Consider the following 14806-nt stretch of genomic DNA (forward strand, 5'->3'; position numbering starts at 1 on the left):
GACCTGCCCATGAATATCGACCTGCACGGATTCGGTCCGGCCATGATGGCCGGCACCCTGATGACCGTAAAACTGGCGCTTTGCGCCTTGCTGCTGGGGCTGGTCCTGGGCCTGCTCGGCGCCCTGGCCAAGACCTCCCCGCTCAAGCCGCTGCAATGGCTTGGCGGCTTCTACTCGACCCTGGTTCGCGGCGTGCCCGAACTGCTGTGGGTGCTGCTTATCTATTTCGGCACCGTCGGGCTCATGAACAGCCTCGGCGAAGCCCTGAACATGCCCGGCCTTGAGCTCAGCGCCTTTGCCGCGGGCGTGATCGCCCTGGGCCTGTGCTTTGGCGCCTACGCCACCGAAGTGTTCCGTGGCGCCATCCTGGCGATCCCCAAGGGCCACCGCGAAGCCGGCCTGGCGCTGGGCCTGTCCAAGGGCCGCATCCTCTCGCGGATCATCCTGCCGCAGATGTGGCGCATCGCCCTGCCCGGCCTTGGCAACCTGTTCATGATCCTGATGAAGGACACCGCCCTGGTATCGGTAATCGGCCTTGAAGAAATCATGCGTCATTCGCAGATCGGCGTGACCGTGACCAAAGAGCCGTTCACCTTCTACATGGTCGCGGCCTGCATCTACCTGGGCCTGACCGTGCTTGCCATGACCGGTATGCATTTCATGGAAAAACGCGCCGCTCGCGGCTTTGCGAGGGCTGAATAATGAATTGGGAAGTCATCTTCAAATGGCTGCCGCGCCTGGCCGAGGGTGCGGTCCTGACCCTGGAGCTGGTAGCCATTGCCGTGGTTGCCGGTTTGATCCTGGCCATCCCGCTGGGCATCGCCCGCTCCTCGCGCCACTGGTACGTGCGCGCGGTGCCGTTCAGCTATATTTTCTTCTTCCGTGGCACGCCGCTGCTGGTGCAGTTGTTCCTGGTCTATTACGGCCTGGCGCAGTTCGATGCGGTGCGCTCCAGTTCGCTGTGGCCGTACCTGCGCGATCCGTTCTGGTGCACGGTGCTGACCATGACCCTGCACACCGCTGCGTACATCGCCGAGATCCTGCGTGGCGCGCTGCAGGCGATCCCTAAAGGTGAGATTGAAGCGGCACGGGCGCTGGGCATGTCGCGTGGCAAAACGCTGTTCTACATCATGCTGCCACGCGCTGCGCGCATCGGCCTGCCGGCGTACAGCAACGAAGTGATCCTGATGCTCAAGGCCAGTGCCCTGGCCAGTACCGTGACCCTGCTGGAACTGACCGGCATGGCCCGTACCATCATCGCCCGCACCTACCTGCCGGTGGAGATCTTCTTCGCCGCAGGCGTGTTCTACCTGGTGATCTCGTTCCTGCTGGTGCAGGGCTTCAAGCTGCTGGAGCGCTGGCTGCGTGTAGATGCCTGCCAAGGGCGCTGACATCTCCTGGCCTTCTTCGCGGGCACGCCCGCTCCTACAACAGGCCTATGCTGAACCTTCGTAGGAGCGGGTTTACCCGCGAACAGGCCCTCAACCCCAACACACATCCCCATGCCCAGCCCCCTCCACAGCCACCACCTAAGCACCCGCTTCCAGGCCCTCGACCAGTTCCTGATCGAGCACCAACAGCTGTGGAAACCCCGCCCCTTCACCACCCTGCAACTGCCCTGGGAAACCACCCACCCCGAACTCGCCACCCACCTGCGCCAATGTTCCCTGGCAGACGCCGAAGCCGACAGCGCCGCTGACCGCTTGCCCGCGCCCTTCCCGCAACTGGCCGAACAAGTCCAAAAGCTCGCCGCCCTCGGCAGCCTCCCTCAGACTGACCTGCCACCCGCCGTCCACCGCCTGGACGTCGCCGTCCCCGGCCGCAAATGGCAACAGATCGAAGCCTTCGCCAGCCACCTGGCCTTCCGCGAGCAGCCCCGGCACTGGCTGGACTGGTGTTCTGGCAAAGGCCACCTCGGCCGTCGCCTGCTGCAACCTGGGCAACACCTGACCTGCCTGGAGTACGACGCCGACCTGGTCGCTGCCGGTCAGGCCCTGAGTGCACACCACCACTTGCAAGCACAGCACGTACATCAGGATGTGATGGCCAGCGACAGCGCTCGCCACCTGGCTGACGATAAAAGCGTGGTTGCCTTGCATGCCTGTGGCGATCTGCATGTACGCCTGCTGCAACTGGCCAGCCAGCAAGGTTGCCGGCAACTGGCCATAGCCCCCTGCTGCTACAACCGCATCGCCGCGCAGCAATACCAGGCGTTATCCACAGCCGCGCAGGCGTCCAGCCTGCAGCTGTCGCTGGACGACCTGGGCCTGCCCTTGAGCGAAACCGTCACTGCCGGCGCCCGCGTGCGGCGCCAGCGCGACACCTCGATGGCCCGGCGCCTGGGCTTCGACCTGCTGCAACGCCAGCAGCGCCAGACCGATGAATACCTGCCGACACCTTCCCTGCCGGTGGCCTGGCTGGAGAAGCCCTTCGAGCAATACTGCCGTGACCTGGCTGAACTGAAGCAATTGCCAGTGAGCGGCAACCCGGACTGGGCAATGCTGGAAGCTGCGGGCTGGCAACGCCTGGCCGAGGTTCGGAACCTGGAGCGCGTACGCAACCTGTTCCGTCGGCCACTGGAGCTGTGGCTGGTACTCGATCGCGCCCTGTTCCTCGAAGAACAAGGCTATGACGTGCGCCTGGGCCTGTTTTGCGATTACCCACTGACCCCGCGCAACCTGCTCATTCTCGCGGAACGCGACGGTTAGCCGCAGCACAACCTGTGGATAAGTCTGTGAACAAGCTTGTGATTACCTGTTGGATCCAAGCGCTATTTCAAGCGCTTGGCTTATTCCTGCTTGCGGCTGCAGCCCAGTAAAAACAGGCGTTTGCGCAAAGACCAGCGGCGTAGCGATCCGGCATGCCTTTCGCTCAGGTCCCAAATGCCACTTGTGCATAAACATTTCTTGTGGTTAGCGCAAGCGGCTTTTGTGGGAGCGGCCTTGCGTCGCGAAAGGGCTGCAAAGCGGCCCCCGTTTTCAGTGCAATCTCTGAAATCGCCGGGGCTGCTTTGCAGCCCATTCGCGACGCAAGGCCGCTCCCACAAATGACCGCGTCAATGCCTAATGCGCCTTACCCTTGGCGATCTCGATATCGTTCATCAGCGCCTTGGCCATGTCGCACAGGTAATCGGCAGCCCCCAGGAATTTATGGTCGTCCTCCATATCCCCCTCGCGCACCAGGTGCTTGATGTAGCCCATCAGGATCGAGACATGCTCGTAGGCCGCGTCGACGGGGACGCCGGGCTCTACGCGTAGGAGATTGAGAGATGGGTTACCGGCTGCGAGGAAGGTTTCCACGCCTGCGGTTGTGATTGGTTTGGGGGTGTTATCTGGCGGAAGGCTTTTCAATTTTCAAACTCCCTAGTTCAAAAGGAGTTGCCGTGTTCATTCTTTCTCACGGAACAAAGGCGGCAACCGTGCACGAGGTGAGAAACCGAGTGAACGTAGGAAGCTCGGCCAGACCAAGGTCTGCCCGCGCACAGTCGCCATTACGCAGCCGATACGTTCAAAGTCGGGTTCTCACACCCAGTCGCCAGAGCGACCCGAAAACGGTATCCGTGAGCCACTTCCCCGACAACAGCGTTACTTCGGCGGCGCGCGTAGGATACTTCCGAAGCATCCAAACCCTGAAGCTTTTGACCCCATGGTTCAGAATTCCCTTACACAGATAACCCGGCTTACCCGCCCCCTTGTAGGAGCGGGTTCACCCGCGAAGAGGCCATAACAGACAACACAAGGCTAATGCTCCACCGCCGCAACGGTGTATCATCCGCCCCCCAAATCATTAAAAAGTGACGTCGCGCGCTGCCCGCCAGCCCCGCGACCTTCTGGCGTTGCGCCAGAACCGACAATGGACCACCGGACCTGAGCATCGTGAACCGAGCCAACCCCCTCGCCCTGCTGACCTTCGCCCTGGCCCTGACCGGCTGCGCCGGCGGCACCTCGCCCCACCCCAACAGCAACCTGGGCTGGAACCACCCCGGCATGCAACTGGGCGGCGACAACGGCCTGCCCCTGCGCGCAGAAGCCCCATGCCGCAAGCGCGGCTGCGACAATGACAAGCTGTTTTTCAACCCGGGTAAAAACGAGCCTAGCGTCACCACCATGCACCGCGGCTGGTAGGAAAATTCTTCTTTTGGGGCGGTGACTTAGGTCTTTTGCGAACATTCGCAAGGAAGTGGTTTACAGGCGCCAAACGATCGCTATAATGACGCCCCATTGCCGGTATAGCTCAGATGGTAGAGCAACTGACTTGTAATCAGTAGGTCCCGGGTTCGATTCCTGGTGCCGGCACCATACGCAGTACCAAAAAAGGCTCACCGAAAGGTGGGCCTTTTTTGTTTTCCCCCCGCAGCCCCCAATCCCCTGCCTTACGGATGCCCTGAAGCCACCGCGATCGGTGTAGGAGCTGGCTTGCCTGCGATGGGCTGCGCAGCAGCCCCAACACCCCGATAATCACAACCTGATGGAGCCGGTTTCTGGAGGCAAACCGCGATGAGCATGTGTGACGCAGAATCAGTTCGCGAACCAGGCGCCTGAGAACCTCACGCGCCTCAGCAGTGCCATGCGAACCGAGTAGCCCGCCGCATTCTTTCTCAAGCTCGCTATGAAGTTATCCACCGATCGCACTAGGCCCCGCGGCTTCATTGGAACGGGCTACAGCTGCCCCGCTCCCATGCACCTAACCTTATTAAAAGCCAATGGCACAGTGATCCTGATGATCACGCTGAGCGCAATTGGCCAGAAACCGCCAGTCGCAGCAGAAGCCTGATCTAGCCTGGACTGGTGCCGAAGCGACGCAGATCTATCGTCCAGAACCACAACCGTGGCTTACCTGTGCTAGTTTAACCCCTTTATAAAGTATCACTTCATGACACCTTAACGCCTATAAGGTACTACTTAATGAACTCTTAACTCCCTGCAAAATTCTCTTAGTGTGCGATTGGTAGTACCTTATCCTCAATGCATTTGGCTGGGGCTGAGCTGGATGCGGCGGTGGATGCAACAAGCTGCGAGAGACTGCTGGCTTAGGGGCGGGCTGCGAAGGCCACTCCTGAAAGCTTGGTGCTTGCTTTCGATCCAGCAGCCCCCTCTCAAACCCTCCGCAACCCCCGCCGCACCTCTTTATCGGCATACATCAACTGATCCGCCGCTTTAAGCGCGGCCTGCAGCGAAGTCGCAGCGGGATCAACACTCGTAATACCAAAACTCGCACCCGCGTAATCGAACCGGCAGTCGTCAAACTCGTAGCTACCAATCAGCAGCGGCACCAGCCGTCTGCGCATCGCTGCGGCAGTTTTGGCCATTTCGTCCGGGTGGATCGAAGCGGTCAAGCCGATCACAACGAACTCGTCACCACCCCAGCGCCCAAGTTCATCCGTTGCCCGCAACCCGCCCTGCAAGCGCCGGCTGCCTTCGATCAGGAACTTGTCCCCCACCTCGTGCCCGTAGGTGTCGTTGATCGCCTTGAATTCGTCGAGGTCGATAAACGCCACCAGCACCCCCTGCCCCGTTCGCTTCGCCAACGCGAAATGCCGATGCAAGGCAGCCAGGATCGCGCGCCGGTTCTTCAACCCGGTCAGCGCGTCATAGTTGGCTGCATAGCGTTCTTCCTGGCGGCGCAATAGCATCTGCCCGGCCACACGGCTGGAGAGCAAGATCAAGATCAACCCGAGCGCTGCCACAGAGGCTCCGGTCCAGTAGTACTGCTGACGCATCGGCTGCAGGTGATCAAGCTTTGCCAGCGTCAGCAGCTGATATTGCGCGTCGTTCAGAGGCTGGCGATGCACCAGATAAGGGTGCCCGTCAATGAGCCATTGATTGGCCTGACCCGCGTCTGCCACAGCGCGGATATCCATGGGCTCGCCCGGCTCTTCGTCGCCATCCAGAGGCCTGCGAATATCTGGCGGGAGCAGTGTCACCACGTTACGCAGCATGAAAAGTTCGCTGGACGCGGTGGTCACACGGCCCTGACGGTTCACTATCAAGGCAATGTGACGCCCTGTCAGGTAGAGGGCTATGTCCGGGGCATCGAACTTGACCGTGACAGAGCCAAGTGGCTTGCCGTCAGCATCGTCGATGCGGCTGGCGACGAAATAGGAGGGGGTTTTGTTCAAGCGGGCGATGCCGAACATCTCACCACTGCCGGTGCGCAATGCGTCGATGAGGTAGGCCCTGCCCGTATAGATCTGGCCAACGATGCTGAATGACTCCGCCCAGTTGCTGGCCGTCACCGTATCGTCTGAGAGATTGTTCATGTAGATACGGCCATAGTGGAGATCGCTGGCCAATCTATCCATGAAATCACCCACGCTTCGCACCAGCGGGTCACGGGTGAACTTCGAAGCGCGCTCCTCACGCGTGAGTGCGGCGAAGCCGGGCGGATCGTGGCGATATCGGGCAGCAAGTTGGATCACTTCGCTTTGACGGGCCACCATGTTGGCCACGCTGGCCATTTCGGTGAACAGGCGGTCTACGATTCGCCCCGTAATCTGGGCTTCGTATTCGGCGCCTGCCGCCAGGTTGTCGAGCTCTTCTGCCGTAAGGCGCTGTGTTATCCAGCCGCCAAGGCTTGCCACAAGTGCCAACCAGACGACCACAACGCCCATCGTCACCCGGCGCACGATGGAAGGGATGTCCCTGCGTTGCCGCCGTTGCGGCGGATCGTAACTCACGCCGCGCTTGCCGGTTGAATGGTGCTCCAAAGCAACTCCTTTTGCGATAAAGCAAAGTGCATCATCGACCCTGCGATACCCCACCACCGCGGGGCTCGCAAGATTGTAAAACTCTCACCTCAGTGTATTGACAGAACGTCTACACCAATACAGCCACCATGGCTATGGCTGGTCCGGCAACCCTGCACAAATTGAGAGGTTTTTCATGCCTGGTCGCTTCATATGGAGCATTCGGTCAAGCAAAGGCTTTGATTTCAAACCACCCCATGCATGAAGAACTCAACCGGTACGCCGAAAAACTCAGCAAAGCCCTTTATCTGCGCAACCGTCATCTTCCGCTTGTTGTTCAGAATCTCGGATACCGCGCTCTGGGTCGCTATCGCCGACAGGTCCTTCTGCTTCACGCCCCTGTCCGACAGCAGAAAGGCCAACGCTTCGGCCTGGCTCGCGAACGGCACCAATACAGACTCACTCTCATACTCGTAGACGCGGTCCGCAACCATCTCGGCAAAGCGTGCCGCAGCGTGGCCTTCGCTGTCCGCATGGGAGTAGAGCTCGTCGATCAATGCCATGCGTGCCTCAAGCTCGGCATCGTCCTTGATGGGGTCATGGCAGGCGGCTAGAAGCTGGGCCATGGTTGCCATCTGAGTGTTCAGGCCATCGAGCATGGGTGAAATATTAGCGATGAAGGCATCTAGTCCATTGGCTTCGATTTTATCCCGCTTCATGTTGTCACCTGTCGAATTGAAATATCGCGCGGCCCAGGTTGCTACCTGATATCGCTTCTGCACCATTTGTCGTACTCGGCGTGCGACAGAATGGCCTTGATGTAGAGAGTGCCCGTTCGCGCATTGAGCCACGCGATCAGGCGGCATTCGTTTTTCTTGATATCGAACACGTAGATATCAAGCGGCCCTTTGCGGCTGGCGGGCCTAAGTTTTGAGTGGGGGATGCGATCAACATTCCAGCCAGACACAGTGACCCACGTCTGCCTCAACTGTTCAAAAGATTCAAACCGCAGCGTCGCCCTGTCGAAGGTCGTCAGCCACAGGCTTAGGGGCGCTTTCCACTGGCCGTGGGCTTCAATCGCCTTGGTTACCGCCGCTTTCGTTATGACCCGCATTGTGTTGTCCCGGCGCACCAACATAGGGTGGAAAATATCTCTGATCCAGATATCTGTCAACCAGATATCTGGATGCGCGATGTACGGTGACCTGGCGATCGCCAATGGATTGATGCCCGTCAAACGACGGGCTGGGCGAGGGGTTTACGTTCAGATCAGGTAGCCCTGAGGGAGGTTGAGCATGGCCAAGAGATTCCCCACAAACCCTCGCCACCCCGAGCGTATCTGCTGGGGTTGCGACCTTTACTGCCCTGCCAAGGCGCTAGCCTGTGGCAATGGCGCAGACCGGACCATGCATCCGGTGGAGCTGTTTGGCAAGGATTGGGATAGCTTCGAGGGCCAGTTGGAGAAGCCGGTTGATCCAGGGCAAGCGGTAGAGCCCAGGTAAGAAAGGGCCGCTTGGCGGCCCAGCGCAGGCCTTGAACCCAGCGCTGCTTCTGTGGGAGCGGGCGATGCGCGTGCAGGCACCGGCTTCGCCGGTGTTCGCGGGTGAACCCGCTCCTACAGGTACAGCGCCAGGCCTTGTGGAAGGGCTTGATCAGAACGCGGTGCTTACCGTCAACGACAGGTTACGCGGGTCGCCATAAATCGCCCCGGCATAGAACCCGTACTGGCTGTAGTAGTGCTTGTCGAACAGGTTGTTGGCGTTGAGGCTGACACTGGTGTTGTCGGTGAGCTGGTACTTGGCCATGGCATTCCAGATGGCATAACCGGACCAGTTCACGTCAGTGGCACCATTGCTCACACCGTTCGTGGGCTGGCCAGCCGGGCTGGAGATGGCGCGGATGTTGGTCTGCGCAGTCACGCCGGCGCCCAGGGTCAGGCGGTCGAGCGGGCCGCTCAGGCGGTAGGTGGTGGAGGCCTTGAACAGGTGCGACGGGTCGCTGCGGCCGTCGCTGTCGACGCGGCGGAAGTGCAGGTAGGTGTAACCGGCGTAGACGTTCCAGTTGGGGGTCAGGGCGCCTGCGACTTCCAGGTCGATACCGTCGGTTTCCTGCCCGGAGCCGGCCTTGTAGGCGCTGCCGCCGGTCGGGGTGGTCAGGTCGCCGTCCAACACGGCCTTGTTTTCCTGCTTGGTGCGGAAGTAGGCCGCCGAGGCGTTCAGGCGGCCATCGAACCACTCACCCTTGATACCGGTCTCGTAGCTTTGCCCACGAATGGGCTCGACCTTGCTGCCGCTGCTGGTTTCAGAGGTTTGCGGGGTGAAGATGTCGGTGTAGCTGGCGTATACCGAGTAGTTGTCATTGAGGTCATACACCGCGCCCAGGTAAGGGGTGACGATGCCGTTTTCTTCCTGGCTGCTGCGCTCGCCGGCCACGCTGCGGGTGACCGAGGAATAGTTGCTGGTGCGCACGCCAACGATCACCGACAACGGGTCGGTGATGCTCAGGCGGGTGGCGGCGTACATGCCCTGCAGGCGAGTGGTGGTCTTGCTGTGAAGGCCGGTGCGCGAGGCGATGAGGTCGTAGTCGTCATCCACGCCATTGTGCCAGTCGGTCACCGGGAAGCCGTTGTTGGCGCGGAACTGGCAACCCAGTGCAGGCGCGCTGGTCATGCCGTCGCCGACCATGGTGCAGGTGTACTGAGGCGACCAGCCGACGGTGCGGCTGTCGTTGTAGCCGACCATGGCCTGGTGGGTGCGGCCAAACAGCTGGAACGGGCCGGAGAGGTCGATCTGCGCCGACTGCTGGGTGGTGTCGCTGGAGCTGTGCAAACCGTTCAGCACGGCGCCGCTGCCGTCCTGGTCCCAATAGCCACCGTAGCTGCCGCGCCCAGCTGAGTTCACCTTGGCAAGGCCGCGATGGTTCAGGGCTTCGGTGGTGGCTTGGGCGGCTTTCAGGTCCAGGGTCCAGTCGTTGTCGAAGCGGTGCTCAAGCGAACCGAACGCAGTGCGGGTGGTGTACTCGCCAAAGCTCCAGCTGGGCACCACGTTGGTGCTGCGCGGCAAGTCGGTCTTGCTGCCGTCGCGGTACCAGATCGGGATGTTCGCGCCCCAGCCGCCACCCACGACCTTGTTGTATTCATACTGGTAACCGGCGCCCAAGGTAGTGGCGTCGTCCAGGTCGAACTCGAAATTGGCCAACGCGGCGCGGGAACGTTCGGACTGGTTGTCGCGGAAGGAGTTGGCATCCTGCTGGGTCATCACAAAGCGCGAACGCAGGCGGCCATCTTCGGACAGCGGCAGGTTCAAGTCCGCCCCCAGACGACGCTTGTCCCAGCTGCCGTAAGTGGCATAGGCACTGCCGCCGAAGGTTTTGGTCGGTGCCTTGCGGATCAGGTTGACGGTGGCCGAGGGGTCGCCGGTGCCGCCCAGCAGGCCGTTGGCGCCGCGCACGATGTCGATGCGTTCGTACAGGTCCATGTTCAGCGCATTGCCGCTGCCACTGAAATCGGAGCCGCCCTGGGTCTGCAGGCCATCAACCTTCCAGTTGCTGATCGAGTATCCACGCGCGCGGTAGTCGGTGCGCCCACCCACCTCGGACTTGTTGGCCGTTACGCCTGGGGCGGTTTCCAATGCCTGCTCGATGGTATGGATGTCGCGGTCATCCATCTGGTGGCGGGTGATGGTGGTAACCGATTGCGGTGTCTGCCGTGGCGTCAGTGCCAGGCCAGTGGAGCTGCGGGTGCTCTCGACCGTGTAGCCCAACTGGCCGGCCTCGTCGGCAGGCAGTACTGCGCTGTCTTCGATCTGTGTGGCGTCGAGTTCAAGGGGTTTGCCGTCGGCAGCCACTGCACCACCGCTGATGGCGACGGCGACGCAGAAGGCCAGCGGCTTGAGGCAATTGCCGCTTTGACTGAAGGGGGTGAACACTGGCGTGATGCTTTGGGGATTCATTTGGGAAGGCTTCGTATTTGCAGATGATTTTTTGTTAGGATTCTAGGGATCAGCCCTCCGGGCTCCAGACCCGACATGTACGGGGATGTAATTGAACGTAACGAGCGCCGCCGGCCCTCACCTAACAGGTGATTTTCTGCATGAGCACGACCCTGCTGGTTGTCGATGATGACGACGAGATCCGCGAACTTCTTTGTGATTACCTGACCGATGCCGGCTACAACGTGCTGGCGGCAGCAGACGGTCAACAGATGCGTGACCAGCTGGCCCGGCACAAAGTGGAGCTGGTGGTGCTCGACCTGATGCTGCCGGGTGAGGACGGCCTTAGCCTGTGCAGGCAGTTGCAGGCCACACCTGGGTTGGCAGTGATCATGCTGTCAGCCAAGGGCAGCACGCTGGACCGCATCATCGGTCTGGAAGTAGGCGCCGACGACTATCTGGCCAAGCCCTTCGAACCACGCGAACTGATCGCCCGGATCAAAGCCGTACTGCGTCGTCCGCAACGCCTGGGCACCTCTGCCGAAGAACCTATGGTGGACGCCCAGCTGTTCGCAGGCTTTCGCCTGGAACACGTCAAGCGCCTGCTCACCCGCCCGGATGGCGAGACCCTGACCCTGCCGCGCTCCGACTACCGCGTGCTGCGCGAACTGCTGGAAGCCAACAACCGTGTGGTCTCCCGTGACCAACTGACCCGCAGCGCGTTCGGCCGCGACCACCTGCCCGACGACCGTTCGGTGGACATGTGTGTCAGCCGCCTGCGCCAGCAGCTGCGCCGGGCGCCGGCGGGGACCGCGCAAATCCTGACCATCCGTAACGAAGGCTACCTGCTGAGTCTCGCCCCCCTCGCGGCCGGTGCCTGACATGCGCTGGTTTCACCGGCTATGGCCCCGCACCTTGTTTGGTCAACTGCTGCTGATCATGGTCAGTGGCACGCTGGTGATCCAGTTGATGTCGAGCAGCATCTGGTTCGACGTGCGTTTCGCTCAGGCGCTAGAGGTGCCCGTACGACTGGTTGCTGCACGCAGCGCCCCCCTGATTGCCCAGGCCGACTGCCACGGCGGTACGCTGCAGGCGCCAGCCCACTACCAGCTTCACTGCGTCGAAAGCCCGCCTGCGCAAGAGCATGACGAGCGCCGCGGGCACAGGCGGGTCAAGCTGTTGTTGCAGCAGGCCCTGAAGTACGAGCTGGGGCATGCCCAGGACGTGCGCCTGATGAACGTGCAACTCACCGACGAGCTGGGCCAGCCGATCGTCTGGCGCAGCCTGTTCGGCCTGCGCACAGCCCAGGCGCATATCCAGTTCGCGGTGCCGCTGGCCGATGGCCACTGGCTGACCGTTGCGGGCCAGGAACTGCAGGGCTGGAGCGGCGAGTCGGCCTGGGTGCTGATCAGCGATTACCTGCTGCGGGTGTATGCGCTGCGCATCGTCGCGGTGCTGCTGGTATGCCTGGTTGCCGTGCGCCTGTGCCTGCGCCCGTTGCGGCGCCTGGCCGATGCCGCACGCGGCCTGGGTAGCAACCTCGAGCAGCCTCCCCTGGCACTGGATGGCCCGGAGGAAGTGCGCCAGGCGGCGCAGGCATTCAACGCGATGCAGCAGCGGCTGATTGCCATGGTCAACGACAAGGCCTACTTCCTGGCCGCCGTGTCTCATGACCTGCGCACCCCACTCACCCGCATGCGCCTGCGTCTGGAGCGCTTACCCGATGACGAACACCGCCAGCGCTTGCGGCAGAACATCACGCAGATGGACGATATGATCGGTCAGGTTCTGGACTACCTGCGTGCGGGGGAGCAGCGGAATCTGCAGCAGGTGGACCTGGACCGATTGGTCGCGCGCCAGTGTGCGGACCTGGCCACTGCCGCAGAACCACTTCCGGTGCACGGCAAGGCGGGCAGCTTGCGGGTAGATGCCTTGCTGTTGCAGCGCTGCCTGCAAAACTTGTTGGTCAACGCGTTGCGCTACGCCAAGAACATTTCGGTCACGTTGGAACGTGCCACCACAGGTGTATTGATCCATATCGACGACTGCGGGCCAGGGATTGCCCCGGGCCTGCTGGCGACTATTGCCGACCCCTTCGTGCGCGGTGACGGGTCGCGTAATCAGGCGTCCGGCGGATATGGGTTGGGGTTGAGCATTGCCCAGCGGATCGCCACCAGCCATGGGGGTGAGCTGATGCTGTCGAACCGTGAGAGCGGTGGGTTGCGGGTCAGCATACTGCTGCCAGGCTAACGCGATCTTCTGTGGGAGCGGCCTTGTGTCGCGTTGGGCTGCGCAGCAGCCCCGACGATTAGTGCCGTGACACCAATATCTGGGGCTGCTGCGCAGCCCATCGCGACACAAGGCCGCTCCCACAAAATAGGGCTGCGCAGACCTGGGAATTCGCAATCAGGTAACAGTCTTTTACCGATTACCCAGGTTTTCCGTCCCCTGCGTTTGCCTATCCTATGCCCGGTCATCCTGCCTGCGATGGACCCATGAAACACTCTCTTCCCAGCCGCTACGCCTGCCTCGTACTCTGCCTTGTCTTCACTTTCGCCAGCCTGCCCCTGCTGGCCCAACATGCCTGGCTGTGGCCGGTAACGCTGATCACCGCGCTGCTCAGCCTGGTCGGCCTGAATGACCTGCGTCAAAGCCACCATGCGGTGCGACGCAACTACCCGATCCTGGGCAATATCCGTTACCTGATCGAAACCATCCGCCCGGAAATCCGCCAGTACCTGATCGAAGGTGACGACGACAAGCTGCCGTTCTCCCGCTCGCAACGCTCGCTGGTCTACGCCCGCGCCAAGAACGAAAGCGCCGAGAAAGCGTTCGGCACGCTCAACGACGCCTACAAACCTGGTTTCGAGTTCATCAGCCATTCCATGCTGCCGGTGGCCACGCCAGACCCTGCCTCGTTCCGCATTGCCATCGGCGGGCCGCAGTGCCGAATGCCCTACTCGGCCTCGATCTTCAACATCTCGGCGATGAGTTTCGGCGCCCTCAGCGCCAACGCCATCGCCGCGCTCAACCGCGGCGCGCGCATGGGCCGGTTTGCCCATGACACTGGCGAGGGCAGTATCAGCCCATACCACCGTGAACACGGCGGCGACCTGATCTGGGAAATTGGCAGCGGCTACTTCGGCTGCCGCACCGAGGACGGTCGTTTCGACCCACAGCGCTTCGCCGAACAGGCCCGCTCGGCACAGGTGAAGATGATCGAGATCAAGCTCAGCCAGGGCGCCAAGCCTGGCCACGGCGGCATTTTACCGGGGCACAAGGTCAGCCCCGAAATTGCCGAGACCCGTGGCGTACGTGTAGGCGAGGACTGCATCTCGCCGGCGGCGCACAGCGCCTTCCGCACACCGGTCGAACTGCTGCAGTTCGTAGCCGGCCTGCGCGAGCTTTCGGGCGGCAAGCCCGTTGGCTTCAAGTTCTGCCTGGGCCACCCTTGGGAATTCATGGGCATTGCCAAGGCCATGCTCGCCACCGGCATCACCCCTGACTTCATCGTTGTCGATGGCAAGGAAGGCGGCACCGGCGCGGCACCTCGCGAGTTCAGCGACAACATGGGCGTGCCAATGCGCGAAGGCCTGATGTTCGTGCACAACACGTTGGTCGGCCTGAACCTGCGCTCCAGCATCCGCATTGGTGCGGCGGGCAAGATCGTCAGCGCCTTCGACATTGCCAGCGTATTGGCCATCGGCGCTGACTGGGTCAACTCGGCACGCGGCTTCATGTTTGCCATCGGCTGCATTCAGTCGCAAAGCTGCCACACCAACAAGTGCCCGACCGGCGTGGCGACCCAAGACCCTCTGCGCCAGCGCGCCCTGGTGGTGCCAGACAAGGCCGAGCGGGTGGCCAGCTTCCACCGCAACACACTGCACGCGCTGGCCGAGATGTTGGCTGCCGCAGGCCTGGAGCACCCTTCGGAGCTCAAGCCCAAGCACCTGGCACGGCGCATCAGCCCCAGTGAAATCGGGTTGTTTTCGGACTTGCACACATTCCTCAAGCCGGGCGAATTACTCAGTGGCTCGATCGAAAGCGAGTTTTATGCGCGGATGTGGCGGATGGCGCGTAGCGACAGTTTTGCGCCGGAGACGGGGGACACTGCAACACGAACTGTGGCATCAAGACTGCGCCACGAAGAGACTGAACCTGCATGACAAACATGACTGGGGCTGCACTGCAG

General features: G+C 61.6%; 13 protein-coding genes and 1 tRNA gene. 9 read left to right on the forward strand and 5 right to left on the reverse strand.

The window, feature by feature from the left end; all coding sequences use genetic code 11:
• Window positions 1-9: 9 nt before the first annotated feature.
• The 3 genes from I8746_RS12815 to I8746_RS12825 all read left to right on the forward strand — a co-directional run bounded on the left by I8746_RS12815 (window position 10) and on the right by I8746_RS12825 (window position 2708).
• Window positions 10-702 carry an ABC transporter permease gene (locus I8746_RS12815; protein ID WP_003255749.1) on the forward strand — a complete coding sequence of 231 codons (693 nt, stop codon included), beginning with the start codon at window positions 10-12 and terminating at the stop codon, window positions 700-702.
• The gene (locus I8746_RS12820) at window positions 702-1391 is read left to right on the forward strand and encodes an ABC transporter permease (RefSeq protein ID WP_014755060.1); all 690 of its coding nucleotides are present in this window, start codon (window positions 702-704) and stop codon (window positions 1389-1391) included. The genes I8746_RS12815 and I8746_RS12820 overlap by 1 nt, the downstream gene beginning before the upstream one ends.
• Before the next feature lie 111 nt (window positions 1392-1502).
• Entirely contained in the window at window positions 1503-2708 is a 1206-nt protein-coding gene (locus I8746_RS12825) for a methyltransferase (protein WP_221100739.1), read from the forward strand.
• Window positions 2709-3062: 354 nt separating this feature from the next.
• On the opposite strand, the gene I8746_RS12830 is transcribed toward I8746_RS12825, so the two are convergent.
• The gene (locus tag I8746_RS12830) at window positions 3063-3350 is read right to left on the reverse strand and encodes a DUF3077 domain-containing protein (RefSeq protein ID WP_047603189.1); all 288 of its coding nucleotides are present in this window, start codon (window positions 3348-3350) and stop codon (window positions 3063-3065) included.
• Between the two features lie 525 nt (window positions 3351-3875).
• Between I8746_RS12830 and I8746_RS12835 the strand changes: the two genes are divergently transcribed.
• Together I8746_RS12835 and I8746_RS12840 are read left to right on the forward strand one after the other, a co-directional pair.
• Window positions 3876-4124, forward strand: coding sequence for a hypothetical protein (locus tag I8746_RS12835; protein WP_221100740.1), 249 nt, complete (start codon window positions 3876-3878; stop codon window positions 4122-4124).
• Between the two features lie 98 nt (window positions 4125-4222).
• Window positions 4223-4298, forward strand: a tRNA-Thr gene (locus I8746_RS12840).
• Window positions 4299-5095: 797 nt separating this feature from the next.
• Here I8746_RS12840 and I8746_RS12845 read toward each other — a convergent pair.
• From I8746_RS12845 to I8746_RS12855, 3 genes are all read right to left on the reverse strand, one after another.
• Window positions 5096-6706, reverse strand: coding sequence for a sensor domain-containing diguanylate cyclase (locus I8746_RS12845; RefSeq protein ID WP_088513481.1), 1611 nt, complete (start codon window positions 6704-6706; stop codon window positions 5096-5098).
• A gap of 224 nt (window positions 6707-6930) precedes the next feature.
• On the reverse strand, window positions 6931-7404 hold the full coding sequence (locus I8746_RS12850) for a type II toxin-antitoxin system HigA family antitoxin (RefSeq protein ID WP_103470263.1): 474 nt from the start codon (window positions 7402-7404) through the stop codon (window positions 6931-6933).
• A 41-nt stretch (window positions 7405-7445) separates the two neighbouring features.
• The gene (locus I8746_RS12855; RefSeq protein ID WP_230849509.1) at window positions 7446-7922 is read right to left on the reverse strand and encodes a type II toxin-antitoxin system HigB family toxin; all 477 of its coding nucleotides are present in this window, start codon (window positions 7920-7922) and stop codon (window positions 7446-7448) included.
• A 58-nt stretch (window positions 7923-7980) separates the two neighbouring features.
• Here I8746_RS12855 and I8746_RS12860 point away from each other — a divergent pair, with 58 nt between their 5' ends.
• A complete protein-coding gene (locus tag I8746_RS12860) occupies window positions 7981-8187 on the forward strand; it encodes a DUF3079 domain-containing protein (protein ID WP_011953227.1) in 207 nt (68 codons plus the stop codon).
• Window positions 8188-8337: 150 nt separating this feature from the next.
• On the opposite strand, the gene I8746_RS12865 is transcribed toward I8746_RS12860, so the two are convergent.
• The gene (locus I8746_RS12865; protein ID WP_221100741.1) at window positions 8338-10635 is read right to left on the reverse strand and encodes a TonB-dependent siderophore receptor; all 2298 of its coding nucleotides are present in this window, start codon (window positions 10633-10635) and stop codon (window positions 8338-8340) included.
• Window positions 10636-10775: 140 nt separating this feature from the next.
• Between I8746_RS12865 and I8746_RS12870 the strand changes: the two genes are divergently transcribed.
• The 3 genes from I8746_RS12870 (at window position 10776) to I8746_RS12880 (ending at window position 14780) form a co-directional block, all read left to right on the forward strand.
• Entirely contained in the window at window positions 10776-11495 is a 720-nt protein-coding gene (locus I8746_RS12870) for a response regulator (RefSeq protein WP_108191480.1), read from the forward strand.
• 1 nt (window position 11496) lies between these two features.
• Window positions 11497-12864, forward strand: a complete 1368-nt coding sequence (locus I8746_RS12875) for an ATP-binding protein (protein WP_221100742.1) — start codon at window positions 11497-11499, stop codon at window positions 12862-12864.
• 245 nt (window positions 12865-13109) lie between these two features.
• Entirely contained in the window at window positions 13110-14780 is a 1671-nt protein-coding gene (locus I8746_RS12880; protein ID WP_020190008.1) for an FMN-binding glutamate synthase family protein, read from the forward strand.
• Window positions 14781-14806 lie beyond the last annotated feature (26 nt).

It is taken from the genome of Pseudomonas sp. USTB-Z, from assembly GCF_019691255.1.
GTDB lineage: Bacteria > Pseudomonadota > Gammaproteobacteria > Pseudomonadales > Pseudomonadaceae > Aquipseudomonas > Aquipseudomonas alloputida.